General features: G+C 70.7%; 21 protein-coding genes. 7 read left to right on the plus strand and 14 right to left on the minus strand.

Features of this window, described 5'->3' with window-relative positions:
- Nucleotides 1-2: 2 nt before the first annotated feature.
- Complete coding sequence (locus ORI60_RS02695; protein ID WP_266033614.1) at nt 3-2,294, minus strand: glycosyl hydrolase family 18 protein; 2,292 nt, start codon at nt 2,292-2,294, stop codon at nt 3-5.
- A gap of 180 nt (nt 2,295-2,474) precedes the next feature.
- On the opposite strand from ORI60_RS02695, the gene ORI60_RS02700 reads away from it, so the two are divergent.
- Complete coding sequence (locus ORI60_RS02700; RefSeq protein ID WP_266033616.1) at nt 2,475-2,921, plus strand: hypothetical protein; 447 nt, start codon at nt 2,475-2,477, stop codon at nt 2,919-2,921.
- A 5-nt stretch (nt 2,922-2,926) separates the two neighbouring features.
- Here ORI60_RS02700 and ORI60_RS02705 read toward each other — a convergent pair whose 3' ends face one another.
- From ORI60_RS02705 to ORI60_RS02720, 4 genes are read right to left on the minus strand one after another with little or no spacing between them, the layout of a single operon-like run.
- Nucleotides 2,927-3,922: a YdcF family protein gene (locus tag ORI60_RS02705; protein WP_266033617.1), complete on the minus strand. Its 996-nt coding sequence runs from the start codon at nt 3,920-3,922 to the stop codon at nt 2,927-2,929.
- A 22-nt stretch (nt 3,923-3,944) separates the two neighbouring features.
- The gene (locus ORI60_RS02710; RefSeq protein ID WP_266033619.1) at nt 3,945-4,121 is read right to left on the minus strand and encodes a hypothetical protein; all 177 of its coding nucleotides are present in this window, start codon (nt 4,119-4,121) and stop codon (nt 3,945-3,947) included.
- A 16-nt stretch (nt 4,122-4,137) separates the two neighbouring features.
- Complete coding sequence (locus ORI60_RS02715) at nt 4,138-4,290, minus strand: hypothetical protein (RefSeq protein WP_266033620.1); 153 nt, start codon at nt 4,288-4,290, stop codon at nt 4,138-4,140.
- Between the two features lie 23 nt (nt 4,291-4,313).
- The gene (locus ORI60_RS02720; RefSeq protein WP_266033622.1) at nt 4,314-5,051 is read right to left on the minus strand and encodes a phosphotransferase; all 738 of its coding nucleotides are present in this window, start codon (nt 5,049-5,051) and stop codon (nt 4,314-4,316) included.
- Nucleotides 5,052-5,193: 142 nt separating this feature from the next.
- Between ORI60_RS02720 and ORI60_RS02725 the strand changes: the two genes are divergently transcribed.
- Both ORI60_RS02725 and ORI60_RS02730 read left to right on the plus strand, forming a co-directional pair.
- Entirely contained in the window at nt 5,194-5,964 is a 771-nt protein-coding gene (locus tag ORI60_RS02725) for an IclR family transcriptional regulator (protein ID WP_416234354.1), read from the plus strand.
- 30 nt (nt 5,965-5,994) lie between these two features.
- Nucleotides 5,995-7,440, plus strand: coding sequence for an aldehyde dehydrogenase family protein (locus ORI60_RS02730; protein ID WP_266033626.1), 1,446 nt, complete (start codon nt 5,995-5,997; stop codon nt 7,438-7,440).
- Between the two features lie 10 nt (nt 7,441-7,450).
- Here ORI60_RS02730 and ORI60_RS02735 read toward each other — a convergent pair whose 3' ends face one another.
- Genes ORI60_RS02735 through ORI60_RS02745 form a run of 3 tightly spaced genes read right to left on the minus strand, consistent with a single transcriptional unit; the run spans nt 7,451 to nt 10,154 of the window.
- Nucleotides 7,451-8,086 carry a response regulator gene (locus ORI60_RS02735; protein WP_266033628.1) on the minus strand — a complete coding sequence of 212 codons (636 nt, stop codon included), beginning with the start codon at nt 8,084-8,086 and terminating at the stop codon, nt 7,451-7,453.
- Entirely contained in the window at nt 8,083-8,946 is an 864-nt protein-coding gene (locus ORI60_RS02740) for a sensor histidine kinase (protein WP_266033630.1), read from the minus strand. The genes ORI60_RS02735 and ORI60_RS02740 overlap by 4 nt, the downstream gene beginning before the upstream one ends.
- The gene (locus ORI60_RS02745) at nt 8,943-10,154 is read right to left on the minus strand and encodes a serine hydrolase domain-containing protein (protein ID WP_266033631.1); all 1,212 of its coding nucleotides are present in this window, start codon (nt 10,152-10,154) and stop codon (nt 8,943-8,945) included. The genes ORI60_RS02740 and ORI60_RS02745 overlap by 4 nt, the downstream gene beginning before the upstream one ends.
- An 87-nt stretch (nt 10,155-10,241) precedes the next feature.
- Here ORI60_RS02745 and ORI60_RS02750 point away from each other — a divergent pair, with 87 nt between their 5' ends.
- The gene (locus ORI60_RS02750) at nt 10,242-10,718 is read left to right on the plus strand and encodes a hypothetical protein (protein ID WP_266033632.1); all 477 of its coding nucleotides are present in this window, start codon (nt 10,242-10,244) and stop codon (nt 10,716-10,718) included.
- A gap of 54 nt (nt 10,719-10,772) precedes the next feature.
- On the opposite strand, the gene ORI60_RS02755 is transcribed toward ORI60_RS02750, so the two are convergent.
- The 4 genes from ORI60_RS02755 to ORI60_RS02770 form a co-directional block, all read right to left on the minus strand.
- Nucleotides 10,773-12,326: an MDR family MFS transporter gene (locus ORI60_RS02755; protein ID WP_266033633.1), complete on the minus strand. Its 1,554-nt coding sequence runs from the start codon at nt 12,324-12,326 to the stop codon at nt 10,773-10,775.
- Entirely contained in the window at nt 12,323-12,946 is a 624-nt protein-coding gene (locus tag ORI60_RS02760; RefSeq protein ID WP_266033635.1) for a TetR/AcrR family transcriptional regulator, read from the minus strand. The genes ORI60_RS02755 and ORI60_RS02760 overlap by 4 nt, the downstream gene beginning before the upstream one ends.
- Nucleotides 12,947-13,019: 73 nt before the next feature.
- Nucleotides 13,020-13,736: a DUF427 domain-containing protein gene (locus ORI60_RS02765; RefSeq protein WP_266033636.1), complete on the minus strand. Its 717-nt coding sequence runs from the start codon at nt 13,734-13,736 to the stop codon at nt 13,020-13,022.
- A 43-nt stretch (nt 13,737-13,779) separates the two neighbouring features.
- A complete protein-coding gene (locus tag ORI60_RS02770) occupies nt 13,780-14,763 on the minus strand; it encodes a ribose-phosphate diphosphokinase (protein WP_266033934.1) in 984 nt (327 codons plus the stop codon).
- Nucleotides 14,764-15,185: 422 nt separating this feature from the next.
- On the opposite strand from ORI60_RS02770, the gene ORI60_RS02775 reads away from it, so the two are divergent.
- Both ORI60_RS02775 and ORI60_RS02780 read left to right on the plus strand, forming a co-directional pair.
- On the plus strand, nt 15,186-16,685 hold the full coding sequence (locus tag ORI60_RS02775; protein WP_266033638.1) for an alpha/beta hydrolase: 1,500 nt from the start codon (nt 15,186-15,188) through the stop codon (nt 16,683-16,685).
- A 36-nt stretch (nt 16,686-16,721) separates the two neighbouring features.
- Nucleotides 16,722-18,215 (plus strand): alpha/beta hydrolase, encoded by a 1,494-nt coding sequence (locus ORI60_RS02780; protein WP_266033640.1) that lies wholly within the window; start codon nt 16,722-16,724, stop codon nt 18,213-18,215.
- Here ORI60_RS02780 and ORI60_RS02785 read toward each other — a convergent pair.
- Complete coding sequence (locus tag ORI60_RS02785) at nt 18,180-20,963, minus strand: AAA domain-containing protein (RefSeq protein ID WP_266033642.1); 2,784 nt, start codon at nt 20,961-20,963, stop codon at nt 18,180-18,182. The two genes, ORI60_RS02780 and ORI60_RS02785, sit on opposite strands and share 36 nt — an antisense overlap.
- A gap of 40 nt (nt 20,964-21,003) precedes the next feature.
- Between ORI60_RS02785 and ORI60_RS02790 the strand changes: the two genes are divergently transcribed.
- Nucleotides 21,004-21,837 (plus strand): phosphotransferase, encoded by an 834-nt coding sequence (locus ORI60_RS02790; protein ID WP_266033644.1) that lies wholly within the window; start codon nt 21,004-21,006, stop codon nt 21,835-21,837.
- 28 nt (nt 21,838-21,865) lie between these two features.
- Here ORI60_RS02790 and ORI60_RS02795 read toward each other — a convergent pair whose 3' ends face one another.
- Entirely contained in the window at nt 21,866-22,804 is a 939-nt protein-coding gene (locus ORI60_RS02795; protein WP_266033646.1) for a sigma-70 family RNA polymerase sigma factor, read from the minus strand.
- Nucleotides 22,805-22,892 lie beyond the last annotated feature (88 nt).

Raw genomic sequence — 22,892 nt, forward strand, 5'->3', positions numbered from 1 at the left:
AACTAGCAGGCACCCTGGTCGCGCCAGACGCCCCACTCACCCGTGGTTCCGGGCTCCTCGTTGGTCGTCCACCACTGGGCCCGCCACTTGCGGCCCTTGTGCGACACCTCGTTGCCACCGTTGTAGACCTTGCCGGCCTCCCACGCGGGCAGCGCGCACGTCGGCGGCTTGGTCGTGGTGGTCGTCGTGGTCGTGGTGGTGGTGGTGGTCGTCGAGGTGGTCGTGGACGTGGTGGTGGAGGTCGGCGGGTTGCCGCCACCGATGCGCGGGTGGTCCGCGCTGATCGCGTACGACTGGCCGCCGAACGTGAACACGAAGTTCGACGGCGTCGAGATCGGCAGCTGGTAGCTGACCGTCACCTCGATCGACGCGCCCGGTGCGAGCGACTGCCACGACGGCAGCGTGAGCTCCGCCTTCTGGAAGTCGCCCTTCAGGCCGCCGACGTTGGGCCCGCTGTGTCCCTTCGAGACGACCTTCAGGCCGAAGCCCGACTGGTCGCCCATGCTGCCGGGCGCACTGGTGCCGTAGTCGAACGCGATCTTCGTGCCACCGGGGATGGTGACGGTCGAGCGGTTCGTGAACTTGATCTTCGGCGTGATCGGGTAGTTGTTGTCGCCCAGCGCGAAGCCGTGGACGTCCACGTCGACCGCGAGGGACTGGGTCTGCTGCGTCGAGGCCTTCAGGTTGCCGTAGGGCGCGGCACCGTTCAGGCCGGTGTTGATGGTCGACAGCAGCGTGTCACCGATGAAGTACTCGTTCTTCGCGGAGTCGAACCTGTAGTCGCCCGCGAGCTCCCAGATCATGATGCCGCCAAGACCCTTGTCCTTGACGTACTTGGCCTTCTCCGCGATCGACTGCTCGGTCTCGGTGGAGAGGAACACCTTCTTGTCGTTGTTCCACAGCCACGGCGACTTCAGCGTCGAGTCGTAGTACGGCGTGTAGGTGCCGGTGAGGCGGTCGGTCGGGTCGTTGACCGGGTCGAGGCCGTACTGCGCGCCGTAGGAGCCGGTGATCTTGGCTTCCAGGTTCTTGGTGTGCCACAACGGGTTCACACCGGACGGGACCTCGGCGCCACCCGCGGTGACGTCGTGCCAGATGTTGTCGACGCCGGCCGCGCCGTTGCCGCACGGGGTGGTGGAGCCGACGGACGAACCGGTGCCGGGCGGGCACTGCGACTGGTTCGGCAGCGGAGCCTTGCCCCACAGGCCGTTCGTGCCGCCGGTGACGCCCTGCCAGCCGCGCGAGTAGAACGGCACGCCGATGTTGATGCGTCCGGCCTGCATGGCGCCGCGGTAGTAGTGGTACGCCCAGTCGGTGTTGAGGTAGCCCATGCCCTCGTACTGCGGGGCCGTGTACACGCCACCGGCCGAGAGCTCGCCGTCCTTGCCGTCGTCGTAGAGGGCGGCGTTCGGGCCGACGAACTGGTTCCACGAACCGTGCAGGTCGTAGCTCATGACGTTGAGGTAGTCGAGGTACTTGGTGACCTGGTACGCCTCCTGGCCGCGCAGCAGCCAGCCCGAGGCGGGCACGGCGGCGGTCAGCATGTAGTGCTTGCCGTCGGCGGCACCGGCGCGGTCGAGCTTCTCGCGCAACGTCTTCATGATCCTGTCGTAGCCCGCCCACAGCGTGCCGCGGTTGGCGTTGGAGATCCAGAAGTCGTCCGGGTTGCCGGCGTGGTTGTTCGACGTCGCGTACTCGTAGTCGATGTCAGCGCCGTTGAAGCCGTACTTGCGCAGGAACTCGACGGTGCTGTCGGCGAACGTGTCGATCGCCGCCTGGTTCTGGCCGAGCTTGTAGAAGCCGCCCGACGCGTTGCGCGTGCCGTCGGCGTTGAAGAAGCCACCGGTCTCCGCCCAGCCGCCGACCGAGATCAGCGTCTTGACGTTCGGGTTGGCCTTCTTGAACTTCGTGAGCTGGTTGAAGTGCCCCTTGTAGGGCAGCGCCGGGTCCATCTCGGAGCCGGGGACGCCCGGCCACTCCATGCCGATGGACGAGTTGTTCGCGTCGTTCGCACCGACCGAGATCTTGTTCTGGGCGTCGATGTGCGCGAACGCGTAGTTCAGGTGCGTGACCTTGTTCCAGGGGATGTCCTTGGCGAGGTACCCGGGCTGACCGTTCTTGCCGGTCCGCCAGCTGGTGAAGTACCCGATGACGCGTCTGGACTTGTCCCCCATGGTCTCGCGGCCGGCGGTGTCGTAGACGGTGCAGTACGGCACCTCGACGCCCGGCGTCTTGTACAGCCCGTCCGGCCGGCAGTCCTCGTGGGCTGCGGCTGCGGTCGGTGCGTTGGTCACGGCTATCACGGTCCCGGCTAGCAGAGCTAGCACCGGGACCACTCTGGCGAGCAGTCGCAAGGGAAGGACCTCCTGGCTAGGGCGGCGGCCACTGCCGGGAACGGTAAAATGGTCCAGACCTTTAGGTCAATAGACGATCACTGACAAAAGGTGTCAGTGAATCGGTTTAGCGTCTTTTCCATGAGTGAGAACGATTTCAACTTCCTCCACGGCCGCTGGCGGGTCGCCAACCGCAAGATCGCCGACATCGTCGGCCGCGGCACCGAGTGGGTCGAGTTCGAGACGCAGGCCGAAGCCAGACCTCTGCTGGGCGGCGCGGCGATCATCGACAGCGTCTTCGCGGACGACTGGGAGGGCATGACGCTGCGCCAGTACGACCCCGCCGCCGGCGTCTGGCGCATCTGGTGGGCCTCCACCCGCGCTCCCGGCCACCTCGACCCGCCGTTGGAGGGCAGGTTCACCGACGGGCACGGGGTGTTCTTCGGCGACGACGAGGTCGGCGGGCACGCGGTGAAGGTGCGGTTCGACTGGACGACCGGCGACGAGCCCGTCTGGGAGCAGCGGTTCTCCTACGACGGCGGCGAGACCTGGGAACCGAACTGGGTCATGCGCTTCACCCGCGCCTGAGCGGATCAGCCGATCTGGGTCAGCGCGAGCCCGCCCGCCATCAGCAGGGCGCACGCCAGGAAGTGCACGACGGGGTTGCGCACCAGGAGCGCCACGAACTCCCGCAGGAACGCGCTGGGCACGAAGTACCAGGCCGTCGGCGCGCCGATGACCTGCAACCGCAGGCCCTGCTTGCGGGAGAGCACGGCGGTGCGGAACACGTGGTAGTTGTTCGTGACCGCGACGACCCGGCCGTTGAGACCCCGCTCGGCGAGCAAAGCCTTGCTGTAGCGGAGGTTCTCCTCGGTCGTGGTCGCCTGGTCCTCCAGCACGACGTCGCCTTCCGGCACGCCGCGTTCGAGCAGGTACCGGTTCATCGCGAACGCCTCGGACACCTGCTCGTCCGAGCTCTGCCCACCCGACACCACGATCAGCGGCGACCGGCCGGCCTCCCGTTCGCGGTGGTAGAGCCGCATCGCGCGGTCGAGCCGGCTCGCCAGCAGCCGCGGCACGCGGTCGCCGATCAGACCGGCGCCCAGCACGACGATGCCGTCGAACCCGTGACGGCGGCCGGTGCGGCCGTAGATCACCGAGTACAGCAGCAGGCTCACGAACAGGAACGCGATGTACGCGGACACCAGGAACAACCCGATCGCGGAACCGCGGATCCAGTCGTTGGGCTGGGTGATGCCCCACGCGAAGTAGGCCATCTCGCCGAGCAGGGCCAGGCCCGCGAGCAACGACAACAGGTTGCCCAGCGAGCGGCCCTCGCGGCGGACCATGACCACGCCGTTGGCGAGCAACGCGAGCGGGAGCAGCAGCAGGCCCAGCACCGCGAGCATGAAGGCGACGATCAGCGGCATGCTCAGCACCGGGTTGTCCCGTCCGGCCTCGGCCAGCAGCAGGAGCAGCATCACGAGCGCGATGCCGAGCCAGACGGCGTTGCTCAGCCTCCGGCGGTCGCGGACCACGCCGATGACGAAGAAGGTGGCGGGGATGAGGAAGAGCAGCCCGGCTAGCACCGGGCAAGGGTAATACCGGTGATCACTCGGTGCCGTCGGCGCTCTCGGGTTGCGGGGCCGGCTTCGGCCGAGGCCTCAGGCGGACCGCGCCCGCCGTGAGGTCGAGCGGCCCGGTCTCCTCGTAGTCCTCACCCGTGCCCGCGTCCGTCGCCTCGCGGCGGACCTTGGGGCCGGGGAACAACTCGCCCAACTGTCCCATGCCCCCGACCCTACCCTCAGAACAGAGCGATGAGCAGCACGATCACGGCGATGGCGACCACGATCGGGATCCACATGGAACCCGGCGGCCTGCGGTAGTGGCTGCGCACCGTCGTGGTGCGGAACCAGCTGTACGGGGCGCTGCGGCGGTGCCGGCGAACCCAGGGCATCTCGTCCTCCTCGGCTGTTGCTGTCAGCGGAGGGTTACCCCGTTTTCGAGGCGGTCCTGTACTCCAGCCAGCCCAACTTCCACCATCTCCGGGTCGCCGATGTCGTTGCCGTGCAGGACCTCGTGCCACGGTCCGAGCCGGTGCCAGACCAGGGCCCGCTCCCGCAGGTCGCGCGTGACCCCGTAGGTCTCGGCGAGGGCGGCGGCGAACTCGGGCGGCGTGGAGTGCAGTGCCCACGCGAGGTCGAGGGCGGCGTCGCCGACGTGCAGGTCGCCGAAGTCGATCACGCCGGTCAGCACGCCGTCGCGGCCCAGCACGTGCTCGGGACCGAGGTCGCCGTGGACGAGCGTGTCGGCGGGCAGGCCGTCGAGTGCGGCGAGCAGTTCCTCCGCGCCGGGCACGCGCACCTCGGCGCGGAAGCGTTCGACCGGCAACCGCCTCGGGCCGACACCCAGTGCGACGGCCTCGGCGACGGGCGCGGCGTGCAGGGCGCGCAGGAACTCGCCCAGCTGGCGGCCCTGGACGGCGTTGAGCGCGTGCTGCTCCTCCCCCGGCACCAGTGCGTGCCGCACCACCACCGGTGTCTCGGACACGACCACGGGCACCGGGACGGGCAGCGGCAACCGGGGCGCGAGCCACGGCATGACCACCGACTCGCGCACGAGCTGCGGCCCGATCTCCGGACGGCGAGGCCGTCGTTCCACCCAGCGTCCGCCGACCAGGACGGCCGTGCTGTCCCAGCCTTCACCGAGGTACGTCACACGCCCAGTGTTACCAGCTGCTCCCCCGCGTCCCGAAGCGAATTCCTCCCGGCCGCGCCGCTCGGCGGCGGCCTCTTGTGCCGTGTGGACGGACCCGCCCGGTACCGGGCTTCGGCGGCCGGCCTGGGGCGGACCGGGCAGAATCCGCGGGGTGGCCGCCACCGTCTCCTCCAAGCTGCTGTCGCTGCTCGGCACCTTCGACAGCCGGCACCGCCGCCAGACTCTGAGCGGCATCGCGCGACGCAGCGGACTGCCGATCAGCACCACCCACCGGCTCCTCGCGGAGCTCGCGGAGTGGGGCGCGGTGCGGCGGCTGGACTCCGGCGAGTACGTCATCGGCAGGCGGATCTGGCGGCTCGGCCTGCTGGCCGCCGGGGAGGTGGAGCTGAGCCGGGTCGCGGAGCCGTTCCTGCACGACATCCACGCGGCGACCCGTGCCGTGGTGCACCTGGCCGTGCGGGAGGGCACCGAGGTGCTGTACCTCGACCGTGTCTCCGGGCACGCGTCGGTGCCGATCGTGAGCAGCACCGGGAGCCGGTTGCCGTTGCACGCGACCGGGGTCGGGAAGGTGTTGCTGGCACACGCTCCCAAAGAGGTGCAGGAGGAGGTGCTCGCGCACGGGCTGACGCGCATCACGGCGTTCACGGTCACGGAGCCGGGGCGGATGCGGGCTCAGCTGCACCGGATCCGGCGGGACGGGTACGCGCAGACGTTCGAGGAGATGACGCTCGGGGCGTGCAGCGTCGGGGTGCCGGTCGAGGTGGACGGGCACGTCGTCGCCGCGCTCGGGATCGTGGTGCCCGACCTGCGCAACGTGCGGGCGCGGCTGGTGGCGGCGTTGCAGGTGGCGGCGCGCGGGATCGCGCGGATGCTGGAGCCCAGTTTCCACCCACCGGAAGCCGGGCTTGGATGATCAGGTGGTCTGCCGCTTGAATCCGTGACCGTGGCAAGCGAAAAACGTGAGCTCCTCATCGGCGGCGACAGCGTTCCGGCGCTGGACGGCCGCACCACCGACGACCTCAACCCGTTCACCGGCGAGGTCCACGCCGTCGTCGCGGCGGCCGGTCCCGCGGACGTCACGCGGGCCGTCGACGCCGCCGAGCGGGCGTTCGCGGGGTGGGCGGCGACGTCGCCGTCCGTGAAACGCGGGATCCTGCTGCGAGCCGCGGACGGCCTGGAGGCCAGGACGGCCGAGGTCGTCGCCCTGATGGCCGCCGAGGTGGGCGGCGTCGCAGGGTGGGCGGGGTTCAACGTCGTGCTCGCGGCGAACGTCCTGCGCGAGGCGGCCGCCGCGGTCACCCAGCCCGTCGGCGAGGTGCTGACGACGGAGGTGCCCGGTCAGCTGTCGCTCGCGGTGCGGGAGCCGCTCGGCGTCGTCGCGGCGTTCGCGCCGTGGAACGCGCCGGTCATCCTGAGCACGCGCGCCGTGGCCGCGCCGATCGCCGCCGGGAACACCGTCGTGCTCAAGCCCAGCGAGGACGCGCCGATCGCGGCCGGGCTGCTGATCGCCGACGTGCTGCGCGAGGCAGGCCTGCCGGCGGGCGTGCTCAACGTCGTCACGAACGCCCCGGAGGACGCCGCCGCGGTCGCCGAGGCGCTGATCACCGACCCCCGCGTGCGCGCCGTGAACTTCACCGGCTCCACCGAGGTCGGCCGGATCGTCGGAACCCTTGCCGCACAACACCTCAAGCCCGCCGTGCTGGAGCTGGGCGGCAAGAACTCGCTGCTGGTGCTCGACGACGCCGACCTCGACCACGCGGTGGACGCGGCGACGTTCGGCGCGTTCCACAACGCGGGCCAGATCTGCATGTCGACCGACCGCATCCTGGTGCACCGGGCCGTGGCCGAGGAGTTCACCGCGAAGCTCGCGGCCAAGGTCGGCTCCCTGCCCCACGGCGACCCCGCCGACCCCGGCACCGTGATCGGTCCCGTGATCAACCCGCGGGCGGCCGCGCGGGTCGCCGCGCTGGTGGAGGACGCGGTCGCGAACGGCGCCACCGTCCGTGCGGGCGGCAACGGCGGCGCGACCGTGCTCGACGGTGTCACGCCGCGGATGCGGGTGTTCCAGGAGGAGATCTTCGGCCCGGCCGTCGTCGTCGTGCCCGTCGCCGACGACGACGAGGCCGTGGCGATCGCGAACGACACCGAGCACGGCCTCACCGCGGGCATCATCACCGAGGACTCGCGGCGCGGACTCGGGCTGGCGCAACGCATCCGCACCGGCATCGTGCACGTCGGCAACCAGACCGTGGACGACGAGCCGCAGGCGCCGTTCGGTGGCGTGAAGTCCAGCGGGTACGGCAGGTTCGGCGGCCGCTGGGGCATCGAGGCGTTCTCCTCGACGCGCTGGGTGACGATCGCGAGCGAGCACGGCCACTTCCCGTTCTGAGGCAGCTCTTCTAGCCGACCAGGCCCGCCTCGTGGGCCACGATGGCCGCCTGGACGCGGTTCTCCGCGCCCAGGCGGCCCAGGATCGCGCTCACGTGCCCTTTCACGGTGCCTTCGACCAGGTCGAGGCGCCGGGCGATCTGCGCGTTCGACAGGCCCTCGCCGAGCAACGCCAGCACGTCGCGTTCCCGCGCGGTCAGCGACTCCACCCGCGACCGCGCCCGCCCGACCCGCCCGCCGCGGAACCGCGTGATCATCCGGGCCGCCACCTTGGGCGCCAGGTAGGCGCCGCCGGACGCGAGCGCGTGCACACCGGCGATCAGCTCGCGCGGATCCCCCGACTTCAGCAGGAATCCGCGCGCGCCCCCGTCCAGCGCCCGTTCGAGGTAGCCGTCGTCGTTGAACGTCGTCAGCATCGCCACGCCGAACCCGAGCCGGGCCAGCTCGCGCGCCGCCTCCAGGCCGTCGAGGCGGGGCATCCGGATGTCCATCAGCACGACGTCGGGCCGGTGCTTCAACGCCAGGTCGATCGCCTCGCGGCCGTCCGCCGCCTCCGCGACGACCTCGAGCCCGGGATCGGCGCCGAGGACGGCCCGCACGCCCGCTCGCACCAGCACCTCGTCGTCCGCGAGCAGAACCCGGATCACAGCTCCCCCGTGTGCGGCACCGTCGCGACCAGCTCGAACCGGCCCTCGTCGCGGCTGACCCGGAGCGTACCGCCCGCGATCCGCACCCGTTCGCGCAACGCGACGAGCCCCAGCCGGCTGCCCGCGCCCCGGCGCAACCCGGCCTCGTTGAGCACCTCCACCACGGTGCTGCCCTCCCCCGACGTCACCTTCACCTCCACGAGGGACTTCGGCGCGTGCTTGGCGGCGTTCGTCAGCGCTTCCTGCACCACCCGGTGCACGGTTCGCTCCACAGTGGCCGGCACATCACCCTCCACTGTGAACTCGACGCGCATCCCCGCCGCCACGGCGCGGTCCACGAGGTCGCGCAGGTCGGCCACCGCGGGCGGTTCGCCGTCGCGCAGGAGGAACACCAGTGCCGACAGCCGTTCCGTGGCGGCGGAGGCGGTCACCCGGAGCTGGGCCGCGGCCTGCTGGTGCTCGGGAGGCAGGTTCAGCTCCAGCGCACCCGCCTGCAGGGCCAGCAGGCTGAGCTCGTGGCCGAGCGTGTCGTGGACCTCGTGCGCGATCCGGGTGCGTTCGCGCAGGTGGGCGGCCTCGACCTCGGCGGCGGCCAGCGCGGCCTGCTGTCCCGCGACCCGGCCGAGGAACCACGGCAGCGCCACCGCGAGCCCGACGACGATCAGCTGGGTGAACCCGATGAAGCCCGCCGCGGCGAACATGATCGCGGGCCAGCCGGGCGCCATCCGCCTGCCGAGCAGGAACGCGGCGACGAACAGCCCGGCGCACACCACGACCGTCCACGGCGGCACGTTCTCCTCCATGAAGAACGACATGCCGAACGCGACGACCACGCAGCCCCCGAGCGCCACGACCCTCATCGCACCCACCTCACGACCGCCAAGACCAGGTTCATCGTGCTGGACACGCCCAACCACACCACGAGCGGCAGCGAGTAGTGCGCCAGTTGGACGAACGTGATGTCGCGCCCACCGCCGTACAGCAGCCCGAGCAAAGCCGGCAGCGCCAGCAGCACGCCCAGCGGTACGAACCTGAACACCTGCCACGCCCTGTGGAACCTGCGAGGCCGCCGCAGGGCGCGGATCCCCAGCCCCACCGACACCAGCGTCAGCCCGGCCAGCACGAGATCCACCAGCAGCCGGTACGACTCCGGCCGCGGCGGTTCCTCGCCGTCGAGGACGGCGGCGATCGCGTTCTCCAGCACGTGCGTGCCCTCGTTGCCGAGCGTGACCCCGCTGTTGGTCATCACCGCGATGCCGTGCCCGGACGACGTCAGCAGCTGCCCGGCCGTGCCCGTGAACCAGATCCCGCTGTGCCGCAACCGCCCCTGCGAGTCCGCCTTCCAGCCCATGCCGTCGCGCGGGCCGAGCCGCGGCTGCGCGGCCAGCCACTTCGCCATGTCCGCGGCCGTGCTGACCACCCCGTCCGACCCCGTGACGAACCGGTCCGGCTCGGTCAGCGGCACCGAGAACCCGTAGGCGTAGCCGTACCCCTTGCGGTGGTCCGGCGGCAGGTCCCGCGGCGTCACGTCGATCGCCACCGTGTCCTTCATGCCCAACGGCTCGAAGACGTGCTTCTTCAGGTAGGCGTTGAAGTTCTCGCCCGACGCCAGTTCGACCAGCCGGGCGAGCAGGTGGTAGTTCGTGTTGGTGTAGCGGAACTCGCCGTCGGGCACGGCTTCCCGCAAAGCCTCGCGGGCCCGTTCCACGGCCCCCTCCGCGCTGTCCGGCTGCGGCAGGCTCTTCTCCGGCAAGGTCCGGTCGCTGATCCCGGACTCGTGCGCCAGGAGCTGCCGCGGCGTGACCCGCGAGCCGAGGACCGGGCGGTCGAGGTCGATCTTCCCCGCGTCCGCGAGCTGCCGGACCGCGAGCGCCGTGAACGACTTGCTGACCGAGGCGATCGCCATCTTCGAGCTCCCGGTGATCGGCGCGCCGGACGAGTCGTGCCCGAAGCTCTGGACCGCGATCACCTGGTCTCCCTTGGTGATCGCGACCGCGACGCCCGGAAGGGACGCCTCTCCCATGTACGTGGACACCAGCAGCGTGAGCGCTGCACCCCAGAGAACCATGGGACAGAACGTAGGGATCGGCGCGGGGAGGAACCCGACCTGAAAGGCACACCGGACCCCTGACGAAAGTCAGGCATCATGGCCGGGGTGAGCGACAACTGGGCGGACAAGCACTGGCTGAACGTGCCCGGCCCCTTCTACACGGGCCAGACGGACAACTGCTGGACCGGCCGGCTGCACGCACCACGCCACATCCTCTACGGCGGCGACTTCTACAACGAGTTCGTGTACCGCCAGCCCAGGACCAAGGCCGAGATCGAGTGCGTGCACGTCGCCGCGGCGCAGGACCCCTTCGGCGGTTACGCGGACGACGGCAACGAACGGTGGACACCGGAGGCGGTGCGGTCCTGGTGGGGTGGGCGAGCCCAGGTCGAGGAGCACGTCACCGCGCTGCTCGCCGAGTGGGCCGCGTCGAGCAAGCAGGACGAGGTCGAGGCCGCCGACGGTGCCCGCGACTTCCTCTCCTACCTGGCGGGCGACCTCGAGGCCGACCTCCGGGCGTACGTCTTCCGCCTGGAGCGCGGCTACTACCCCGGCCCCGGGGACCGGGTCCCTCTGCTCTGAACGCACCGGGGCCCCCGACCACGAAGGTCGAGGGCCCCGGCACCAGCGAGCAGATCAGTGACCCGCGGCGATCTCCGCCGCCAGCCGGTCGTCACCGCTCATCTCCTTGAGCGGCTTCTCCTTGATGAACGCCACCGCGAGCAGCGCCAGCACCGCGAACGGCGCACCCACCAGGAAGATCTCCGCGGTCGCCGTCGCGTAGATGTCGGCGATCACGGCCTTGATCTCCGGCGGCAGCACCGAGATGTCCGGCACGTTGCCCTCGCCGCCGGTGAGGCCGCCCATCGGGCCGAACTTCTCGGCCGCGAGCGACGAGACCTTGTTGGCCAGCACGGCACCCAGCGCCGAGACGCCGATCGCGCCGCCCAGCGAGCGGAAGAACGTCAGCGTGGACGTGGTGGCGCCGAGGTCCTTGGCCGGCACGTCGTTCTGCGCCGCGAGGACCAGGTTCTGCATCATCAGGCCGACGCCGACGCCGAGCACGAACATGTGCACGGACACCATGACCACGCTGGTCTGCGCGGTGATCGTGGACAGCAGCAGCATGCCGCCGACCATGAACACGCCACCGGCGACCAGGAACGCCTTCCACTTGCCGAACTTCGTGATCAGCTGTCCGGCCACGGTGGACGAGATGAGCAGACCGAAGATCAGCGGCAGGCCCAGCAGACCGGCCTGGGTCGGGGTCTTGCCGAGCGAGAGCTGGAAGTACTGCGAGAGGAAGACGGTGCCGCCGAACATCGCGATGCCGACCAGGGCGCTCGCGACGGTCGCCAGCGAGACGGTGCGGTTGCGGAAGATCGACAGCGGCACGATCGGGTCGTGCGCGGTGGCCTCGACGCGGACGGCCGCCACGAGCAGCAGCACGCCGAGCGAGACGAGGCCGGCGGTCCAGCCCGACGCCCACTCGAACTTCTGCCCGGCCAGCGACGACCAGATCAGCAGCGTCGAGACGCCGGAGACGATCAGGAACGCGCCCAGGTAGTCGATCTTCGTCTTCTCGTTGCGCACGACCGGCAGGCGCAGCGTGCGCTGGAGCATGTAGATCGCGGCGAGGGTGAACGGGATGCCGATGAAGAAGCACCAGCGCCAGCCGAGCCACGAGGTGTCGACCAGGACGCCGCCGATCAGCGGGCCCGCGACGGTGCCGACGCCGAACACCGCGCCGAACATGCCGGAGTACTTGCCGAGCTCGCGCGGCGGGATCATCGCGGCCATCACGATCGTCGCGAGCGCCGTGACGCCACCGGCGCCCAGGCCCTGCACGACGCGGCTGACGATGAGCATCTCGACGTTCTGCGAGAAGCCCGCGATCAGCGAGCCGACGACGAACAGGCTGAGCGACGCCTGGATCAGCAGCTTGCGGCTGTAGAGGTCGGCGAGCTTGCCCCACAACGGCACGGTCGCGGTCATCGCGAGCAGCTCGGCCGTCACGATCCACGCGAAGATCGACTGCGAGCCCTTCAGCTCGGCGACGATGCGCGGCAGCGCGTTCGACACGACGGTGCCGGCGAGGATGGCCACGAACATGCCGAGCATCAGGCCCCACATGGCCTGGACTACGTCGCGTTTGCTGTGGACCGCTGTTGGTTCTGCCTCGATGCTCATGATCCCCCTTCGTGATGACGTGGTGCGTGAGCCAGCCCGGTGCCGAACAGGTCGAGCGCCTCGCTGACGAGCTCGCCCAGCGCGACGCTGTCGTCGCTCGCCCAGCGCGTCACCGCACAGCGGAACGCGGCGCTGCCGGCGGCGACCAGCAGCCGCGGGTACACGTGGGACCGGGGCAGCCCTGCCCGCCGGCCCACCGCGTCCGCGAGCAGCTGCTCGGACTCGGCGCTGTTCGCGAACGCGCGGACCAGCAGGTCAGGCCGCTGCATGAGGACTTCCTTGCGCAGCAGCCACAGGTCGCGGGCGTTGTCCAGCTCCTCGGTGATCTCCGCGAGCACCGACGACCGGTACGCCTCGAAGGGCGTGGTGGTGCCGGGGAAGGCGAGGATCCGCTCGGCCATGCGCGGGCCCGCCTCGGGGTCCGCGCCGATGAGCGCCTCGTCCTTGCTCGCGAAGTAGTTGAAGAAGGTGCGCACCGAGACGTCGGCCTCGGCGGCGATCTCCTCCACGGTGACGTGGTCGTAGCCCCTCTCGGCGGCGAGACGCACGGTCGCCCGCTCGAGCGCGGCACGGGTGCGGCGCTTCTTGCGGTCGCGCAGGCTCTCCCCCGGCTGGTTCACGGGGCAAGAGTACAGGATCGTTTTGCAGTCACTGCAACTTTGCAGTGTGTGAACTAAGACTCGCTCGCGGTAGCTATGACCAGGGGGTTTTCGGCTTCTCCTGGAGCTCGCCGTCGACGAAGAGGTCGACCTTCTCACTGAAGAAGCAGGCCATTCCAGCGATTTTCTGGCTCTCGGGCAGAGGTGACCGGTAGATCCAGACGAGGTCGTCGTGGGTCACGCCGTTCACCTCGACCGACCAGTACGCGGCCGTGCCCTTGTACGGGCACTGCGTCTGCGTGTCCGACGGCCTGAGCAGATCGAACCGGACATCGCTCAACGGCAGGTAGTACCGCGGTGGAAGGCTCGTCTCGAACAGGATCCGCGGCTGCGACGAGGCCGCCAGCGTCACCCCGTCCAGTGCGACCCGCACATGCCGTGAGCTGCTCAGGACGTCGACGCGCTTGTACGGGTCGCGCGGGTGGACGTAGATCGGCTCGTCCTCTTCGAGCCACTCGTCCATGGCCGCGAAGTCGAGCCGGACGAGGTCGCGCAGCTGCACCGAGTCCGGGTACGTCACCGCCGCGCCGGACGCCGTGCCGCCGGGCGTGACGACGTCGTGGACCACGCCGTCGCCCCTGGTCTCACCGGTCGCCCTGAGGTCGGCGCGGACCGAGGTCAGGGGCAGGTAGTAGGCGGGGTAGTGCGGAATCTCCCAGACCAGGCGCGGCGTGGTCGCGTCCGCGACCAGTTCGCCACCGAAGTACGCACGGACCCGCTTCGCCGAGGTCTCCACTCGCAAGTCGCCCATGTCACATGTCAACACGAGACCGGCGCGCGGGCTTCCCGAGAGGTCAGGCGTTGCCGTCGAAGAGGCTCGTCACCGAGCCGTCCTCGAAGACCTCCTGGATCGCGCGGGCCAGCAGCGGCGCGATGCTCAGCACGGTCAAGCCGGGGAACCGCTTCTCGTGCGGGATGGGCAGGGTGTCGGTGAGGATCACCTCGCGAGCCTTGCTCCCGACGAGCCGGTCGTGGGCGTCGCCGGAGAGCACGCCGTGCGTCGCGACCAGCACCACGTCCTTCGCACCCTGCTCCAGCAGCTGCCGGGCCGCCGTCGTGCTCGTCAGCGCCGTGTCGATCATGTCGTCGACCACGACGCAGGTGCGGCCCTCGACGTCACCGACGACGCGGTTCGCCACGACCTCGTTGGGGCGCAACGGGTCGCGCGTCTTGTGGATGAACGCGATCGGGCAGCCGCCGAGCAGGTCGGCCCACTTCTCGGCGAGCCTGGTGCGGCCGGCGTCCGGGGAGACGATCGTGAGGTCCTCGCCCCGGTAGCGGCTGCCGACGTGGTCGCAGAGCAGCCACATCGCGTGCAGGTGGTCGACCGGGCCGTCGAAGAACCCCTGGGCCTGCGCTGTGTGCAGGTCGACCGTGACGATCCGGTCGGCGCCGGCCGTCTTGAACATGTCCGCGACCAGGCGGGCCGACACGGGTTCACGGCCGGCGTACTTGCGGTCCTGGCGCGCGTACGGATAGGACGGCACGACCGCCGTGATGCGCTTGGCGGAGGCGCGTTTCAGCGCGTCGACCATCAGCAGCTGCTCCATCAGCCAGTCGTTGACGGGAGCGCTGTGGCTCTGCATGACGAACGCGTCCGCGCCGCGCACCGACTCCTCGAAGCGGACGAAGATCTCGCCGTTCGCGAAGTCGTAGGCGGCCTGCGGGGTGATGGCGACGCCCAGGTCCTTGGCAACGGCCTCGGCCAGTTCGGGGTGCGCCCTGCCGGTGAGCAGGATGAGCTGCCGCTTGGCGATGCCCGGCTTGCCGCTGACCATCGTCACGCTCCACGCTCGTCCGGCCCTCGACCCGATCGTTCAGCATGGCCGCGAGATCACGCAACCGCGCGTCCGTCCGCTGAGATTCCACGTTGCCGGTCATCACTCGTTAACTCCATCGGGGGCACCCACAGGGGGTCCTGTAGCAGGTCCGAGGTCCCACGCTGGGTATAGATCGGGGGAACGCGATTCACCTCTTGGGGTACGACTGGTGTGATTCCTTGATCAGCGTCCTTGAGGGGTCAATGACCATCCCTACGCTCCCTTCATGCCTGACAACCAGGACACACCTGCGGCAACACCACAGCCCCCGCCGGCGAGCCCGGTCGTGATGAGCACGCCCATCCACGACCAGATCGCCGATCACCTGGGAGTTCGCCAAAAGCATCGACGGCCTGACTGAGCACGGCTATGAACGCCCCATGCGCTTGTTCGTGCTCAGTGCCGTGGCGGCGTTCCTGGTCACCCTCACACCGGCGGTCCTGGCCGCACCTCCCGCTCCACCGATCACCTGGGCGGAGTGCGCGCCCGCACGCCCCGGTTTCGAGTGCGCCACGATCACGGTGCCGCTCGACCACGACGACCCGCGCGGTGCGACCACCACGGTGGCGTTGACGCGCAAACCCGCCACCGACCAGGCGGGACGCATCGGGTCGTTGCTCTTCAACCCCGGCGGACCGGGCGCGTCGGGCATCGACCACGTGTGGGCGTGGGGCGAGAAGATGTCGGCCGGACTGCGGGGCCGGTTCGACGTCGTGGGCTTCGACCCGCGCGGCATCGGCCGGTCGAACCCGTTGCGCTGCTTCGCGTCCGAGCAGGAGCGGGCGGAGTTCCTGGCCGCAGGACCGATCTTCCCGTACGAGCCCGCGCAGGAACGGCCGTTCTTCGACCGCTACCGCTCGCTGGCGGCTCGCTGCGACCAGCCGATCGCACGGCACATGAGCACCGCCGACGTCGTGCGCGACCTCGACCTGCTGCGCCACGCTCTGGGCGACCGCAAGCTCACCTACTTCGGCACCTCGTACGGTTCGTACATCGGCACGACCTACGCGAACATGTTCCCGGGCAACATCCGCGCCCTCGCGATCGACGGCGTGCTGAACCCCGAGCTCTGGTCGAGCGGGCGTCAGATCGAGGCCGATCGGATCGCCGCGAAAGAGGTACTCGACGAGTTCTTCCGGCTCTGCGACGAGGCTTCGTGCGCCTTCGGGCCGCACTCGAAGCAGCGGTGGCACGCGCTGCTGGACGCGGTGCGCGCCCAGCCGATCACGCTCGGGACCGAGGTGTGGACCTACGACGAGGTGATCGCGTGGGCACTGTTCGCCGGGTTCGCCTCGGAGAGCTGGACGGACGTCGCCGCGGTGCTGGACCAGCTGTCCGACGCCTCTGCCGAGTCCGCCCACCTGCCGACGGAGACGACGGCCTACGACAACTTCTTCGACGCCAACCTGGGCACGATGTGCGCGGACACCGAGTTCCCGCGCACGTTCGGCGCGTACCGGGCGGTGTCGCGCTACGCGGAGGCGGGGTCGGAGTTCGGCCCCTACTGGTGGTGGAGCACCAGCGCCTGCGCGGACTGGCCCGTCAGCCCCGACCGCTACACCGGGCCGTGGCGGGCCCGCACGTCCGCGCCGGTTCTGGTGGTGGGCAACCGGTTCGACGGCTCCACCGACTTCCGGGGCGCGCAGGCGGTCGCGCGGCAGCTGCCGAACAGCCGCCTGCTGGAGTACGCGGGCTGGGGGCACATCGCGTATCGGCGCAGCCAGTGCGCCATCGACCACATCCACTCCTACCTGCTCCGCGGTTCGCTGCCCGCGGAGGGCACGGTGTGCGCGGCGAACCCGAACCCGTTCCTCGACGGAGCGTCCCAACTGGCCGGTCACGACTTTCGGCGGTCGACGGGGCCTGTCGCGAGCCGGTAGGAAGAGCGCTTCCGCAGACGAGAGGGGAGCTTGTCGATGCGATTCACCGTGCTGGCCGCCACGGCCGCGCTCCTGATCACCGGCACACCCGCCGTACAGGCTTCGGGAGGGGGCGCGCCGATCCCGAAGATCGACTGGGTGGCGTGCGGACCCGAACACCCCGGCTTCGAGTGCGCCTCCGTGAAGGTGCCGCTCGACTACGACGACCCGCGCGGCGCCACGACCACCGTCGCGCTGGCGCGCAAGCCCGCGACGGACCCCGCGCGCCGGATCGGGTCGCTGTTCCTCAACCCCGGCGGCCCCGGCGGCTCGGGCGTGGACTTCGCGCTCGGCGCGGGCAACACCCTGTCGGCGAACCTCCAGGGCCGGTTCGACATCGTCGGGTTCGACCCGCGCGGGGTCGGCAGGTCCGACCCGCTGCACTGCTTCGCCAGCGAGGCGGACCTCGGGAAGTTCTTCGAGGGCATCCCCGGCTTCCCGTACCAGGCGGCGCAGGAGCGGCCGTTCTTCGACCGCTACCGCTCGCTCGGCCCCGAGTGCCGCGACGACCAGCGGATCGCCCGGCACATGAGCACCGCCGACGTCGCACGGGACATGGACCTGCTGCGCCGCGCCGTCGGTGACCGCAAGATCAGCTACCTGGGCTTCTCCTACGGCTCGTTCCTGGGCGCGACCTACGCGAACCTGTTCCCTGGCAACATCCGCGCGCTCGTGATCGACGGCGTGCTCGACCCCGAGCTGTGGTCGAGCGGCCGGCAGATCGAGTCGGACCGGATCGCGACGAAGGAGGAGTTCCGCGAGTTCCTCCGCACCTGCGACGAGGCCGCGTGCGTCTTCGGTCCGCAGTCGGAGAAGCGCTGGAACGCGTTGCTGAAGTCGGTGCGCGCCAAGCCGATCGAGCTCGGCGGCCAGGTCTTCACCTACGATGCCGTGGTCAACGCCGCGATCGGCGCGATGTACTCGCCGAGCGACTGGCCGGACGCCGCCGCGTTCTTCGACCAGCTCTCCGACGCGGCGGCCGGGTCGCTTTCGGTTGCGGCGGAACCGGATTACCCCAACGGGTTCGACGCCTACAACGGCAACGCGTGCGCGGACATCGAGTACCCGCGCGACTTCCACGCCTACCGGGCGATCTCCCGGTACGCCGAAGCGGGTTCGGAGTTCGGACCGGCGTGGTGGTGGGGCAACGCGGCGTGCGCGGACTGGCCGACGAACCCCGACCGCTTCACCGGGCCGTGGCGCACCCGCACCAGCGCGCCGGTTCTGGTGGTGGGCAACTACTTCGACGGCGTGACGGACTTCCGGGGCGCGCAGGCCGCCAATCGTCAGCTGGCGGGCAGTCGTCTGCTCGCGTACGCGGGTTGGGGACACACGGCGTACGGGGTGAGCCAGTGCGCGACCGACCACACTAACGCGTACCTGCTCAACGGCACGTTGCCGCCCGTCGGCACGGTGTGCCCGGCGAACCCGAACCCGTTCCTGCCGTCGGCCGTCTCAGCGGAGCCGCTGTTCAAGCCCAGCCGCAGGTAGCTCCTGGGTCAGTTCCACGGCGGCCCGCGCCGGGTCGTCGCCGAACCGGCTGCCGAACGCGTCGTGCACGCGCCACCCCGCGTGGGTGAGCGCACGCCAGCGAGCGAGATGCGCCCGCACTCCGGAAGGGTGCGGGCGCGTCTCCACCGCGACGGCGTCGTCCTTCTCCCCCACCACGAGATCCACTCGCCACTGCCCGACCGGGTAGCCCGTGCGGACGGTCAGGCCCGCGGCCCGCAGTTCGTGCGCGAGACGCGCGGTCCACTCGTCCTCGGGGTCGGTGCCGGCGGTCTCGGTCGGCGCGACGTCGGCGTGCCGCAGGTACTCGCCGATCAGGCCCGGCGGTTCGGGCGCGGACGTGATGACGTGCACCTTCCGGCGCGCGCGGGTGGTCAGCACGGCGAGCAGGCTGGGATCGTTGACGAACCGCCACGCGCCCGGCTTGGCGTCCGCGGCGAGGCTGATCACCACCTCGTCGAACTCGCTGCCCTGCACGCCGTGCACGGTGCCGACGCGCACGCCACCGGTGGTGATCTCGTCCAGCGTGAGTTCACCGAGCAGCGCTTCCTCCAGCGCGTCGGCCTGCGCGCGGAACGGGGTCACGACGCCGATCGAGCGCACGCCCGCGGCCACCCGCTTGCGGACGTGGGCGAGCACGGCGTCGACCTCGGCCTGGTTGACGCCCTTCGCGGTGCGGGCGCCGTCGACGCGCTCGGTGTCGATGCAGTCGACGTCCGCGATCGACGGGTGCGTGGTGAGCAGTGCGATCTTGCCGTCGTAGAACCTGGCCGCCGCGAACCCGATCAGGTGCGGCGCGCAGCGGTGGTGCTCGTCGAGCCAGTGCACGCCCGCCGTCGCCGCGCCCGCGTCGAACAGGCTCACCTTCGGCACGTCCAGCCGGTCGCGCAGGTCCTGGGTGCCCTCCGCGTCGACCGCCGCCTGCACCGCCTGGTCGCTGACGAACGACACGTGCCGCAGCTGGCGGGGATCCCCGCCGATCACCGCGGACCGGCCGCGCAGCAACGCCGGCGCGGCCAGCGGCTGGTCGACGTGGCTGGCCTCGTCGATGATCACCAGGTCGAACATGCCGGGCACGGGCGGCAGGATGTCCTCCACGTCGGACAGCGTGCCGACCCACAACGGCAGTGCCGCCACCAGATCCGCGCTGTCGATCTCGGCGAGCCCGCGCCGCCGCGCCGCCCGCCCGGACCGCAACGCCTTCGCGAGCGCCGCCACCGCCAGGCGCGCGCCCGAACCGCGGCGGCTCACCGAGTACTCCTTGAGCCACGTGGCCGTGGCCGTGCGGCTCGCGACGTCCTGCTCGGCCAGCAACGGCCGCAGCTCGCCGAACGCCGTGCCGCCGTTCGCCCCGATCCGCACGGACGCCGCGGTCTGCTCGGCCGCCTCGACCGCGGCGCGCAGGTCCTCGACCGGGACCTCGCCCGCACCGGTCAGCCCGCGCGCCTTGCGCACCGCCCACCCGGTCCGCAGTCCGCCGAGGAATCCGGTGCGCGGCCGGAGAAGACCGTGCAGCGCGGCGAAGTCCACACCCGCCTCGAACGCTTTCGGCGCCACGGCCCAATGCGCCGGCATCAACGCCTGGTGCTTCTTGGCTTCCGCGGCCAGTCGTTCGTCGGTGAGCGAGCCGCCGGTCGTGCGTTCGACACGGGCGACAGCGGCGGCGGCCGCCCTCCGGACGCGATCGAGTTCGTGCAGGCGCTCAGGATCGCTCGTGGCGGTCAGCCCGTCGCTCAGTTCGCGCGCCATCTCCTGCCGCAGCTCGGAGTCACCGAACAGCACCGGCACCGGCCCACCCGCCTTCCGCAGCGCGCCACCGAGCACGTCGGCGGCGTTGCGCGTGCGGCTGGCGAGGAGCACCGACTTCCCCGCCGCCACCGCGTCGAGCGCCAGCGCCGCGAGAGTGTGCGTCTTGCCCGCGCCGGGAGGCCCGCCCACGACCGTGATCCGCGCACGGCGAGCGTGCTCGACCGCACGCATCTGGCTGTGGCTGAGCGGCAACGCCGAACTGATCGGCTCGTCGTGCCGGTCCGGTTCGGTGGTGGCGCCGTACAGGGCCGCGAACGCCGTGCCGTCGAGGCCCTTCTTGCCCGACCAGTCGTACAGGGCCGTGCCGTGCTCGGTCTTCACGACGGGCTCGCCCGCGTGCAGCCCGGCTCCCATCGCGACGACGAGCTCGCTGCCGGAGATCAGCTTCTTGGGGTCGTCGTGCACGATCGGCACGTCCTCGAACCCGGCGAGCCGCAACGTCCGGGCGATCCACGCCTCGGTCGGCGCGAGTGCGGCCTCCCGTTCGGCGGTCTTGGCCCAGTCGTCGATCAGCGGGAACACCCCGGCGTCACCGGCGACGTGGTAGGCGTAGCCGAGACCGAGCCCGTGGTGCAGGCGCACCGGCCGCGACACCAGCGGCAGGCACACCCGGCGCCGCTGCCCGCCGATCTCCGCGGGCCCGGTCAGGAACGCCCAGCCCAGCCGCAGCAACCGGTCCTCCTGGTGCAGCGCGTCGTAGGCGGCCAGGTGCGCGACCTCCTCGCGAGCCTGCTTCGGGGCGGTCCACGAGACCGGCGTCCAGTGCGGGCCCTCCTGCACGAGCGTGATCGCCCGCCACGACGGCTCGTGGTCGCCGAGCCAGAGCAGCCCGGCCGCCTTGGTGAGGTCCAGCACGAGCTTCTGCGGCTGCTCAGCGGCACTCAACCGCGCCAGGGTGCGCAACACGGCAGAAACGTTCACGCGGGACATCGTGCCATTCGAGCCGCTAACTTCGTGCACCGTGGAGGATCTTCCGAACGGCTTGCCCGAACACGAGCTCAAGGCCGGCCTCGCCAGGTTCGGCATCACCGGGAAACCGGTCTACGCGCCTGTCGGCTTCGGCGACTACCACTGGACCGTCTACGACCGGTGGTTCACCTCGGTGTCGGACCTGACGGCCAAGCCGCTGACCGGTCTGCGACGGGCGATGGAGACCGCGGCGAGTCTGGGCGAGCAACTGCCGTTCGTCGTGGCACCGGTGCGCTCGGACGACGGCGAGACCGTGGTGCTGCTCAACGACCGCTACGCGCTGAGCGTCTTCCCGTACGTCGCGGGGAGATCCGGATCCTTCGGCGATCCGGTCCACGCCGGGGTGACCGAGCTGCTGACGGCCCTGCACCGCTGTGCACCACCGGCGGGCACCCCGGTCGCCCCGATCGACGTCCCGGCCGCGGCCGGGCTCACGGCGCTGCTCGACGAGCCCGGTGAGTGGTGCTCGGACCGGGCCCGCGATGTCTTCGCGGCCCACAGCGGGATCGTCCGCGAGAAACTGGCCGAACTGGACGGTTTGGCCGGAGAGCTCCCGGACGAGCGGGTGGTCACCCACGGAGAACCCCACGCGGGCAACGTGATCAACACGCCGCGGGGCCTGGTGCTCGTCGACTGGGACACCGTCGGACTGGCCCCACCGGAACGCGACCTCTGGCTGGTCGGCGGTGACAGCGCCTTCTACTCGCTGCGGTGGACGATCGCCGACATCGCGGACTTCGCAGAAAAACTCCGCGCCCCGCACGAACAGTCGCGGGACGCGGAGCTCACGTTGCACTACTTCACGGAGACGCTCAAAAACCTCTAGTCGCCACAACGCGAAGTACAGGCGGTTGTCAGCCCGCGAGCGCGAAGAGGTCGTCGCGGTCGCCCGACTGCTTGAGCTGGGCGAGCGACTGCTTCTCCAGCTGGCGGATCCGCTCACGGGTCAGGCCGAGCTCCTCCGCGACCTCCTGCAGGGTGCGGGCACGCCCGTCCTCCAGGCCGTAGCGCAGGCGCATGATCCGGCCCTGCCGTTCGGGCAGGACGTCCAGGAGGGAGCGAACGCCCTCGGTGAACTCCTGCTGCTCCACCAGGTCCGGCGCGGACACGCCGTCGGTGTCCTGGATCAGGTCGCCCAGCACCGAGTCGCCCTCGTCGCCGACCGGCGTCTCCAGCGACACGCACGTGCGCGCCGCGTCCCGCATGTCCTGCACGCGCGAGGGCGAGCACTTGGCCTCGGCGGCGATCTCCTCGACCGTCGCCTCGCGGCCGAACGACGCGGACAGCTTCTGCCCGATCTTCTTGAGCTTGTTGACCTCTTCGACCACGTGCACCGGCAGGCGCACGGTGCGGGTCTGCTCGGCCAGACCGCGTTCGATCGCCTGGCGGATCCACCACATGGCGTAGGTGGAGAACTTGTAGCCCTTGGCGTAGTCGAACTTCTCGACCGCGCGGATCAGGCCGAGGTTGCCCTCCTGGATCACGTCCCCGAACGGCAGGCCGCGGAACGAGTGCTTCTTGGCGACCGACACGACCAGGCGCAGGTTCGCGCGGATCATGTGGTCCTTGGCGCGCTCACCCTCGGCGACGATCCGGCGCAGCAGCCGCGGCTCGCGCGTCGTGTCACCGGACTGGAGCAGGTGAGCGGCGTACACGCCGGCTTCGATGCGCCGGGACAGGTCGACCTCTTCGGACGCGGTGAGCAGCGGTGTGCGCCCGACCTCGCGCAGGTACTGGCCGACCAGGTCCGCGTCCTGCTGCCCGGACGCGCGGTTCTTCAGATCTGCGGGCATGCCAAATCCCCCGTATCCGTTGGCAGGTGGTAGCCGGCGCGGGTTCACGCCGGTCGTCTGGTTGACTGTTCGGGTCAACCGCCGCAGC

The organism is Lentzea sp. NEAU-D7 (genome assembly GCF_026242055.1).
GTDB lineage: Bacteria > Actinomycetota > Actinomycetes > Mycobacteriales > Pseudonocardiaceae > Lentzea.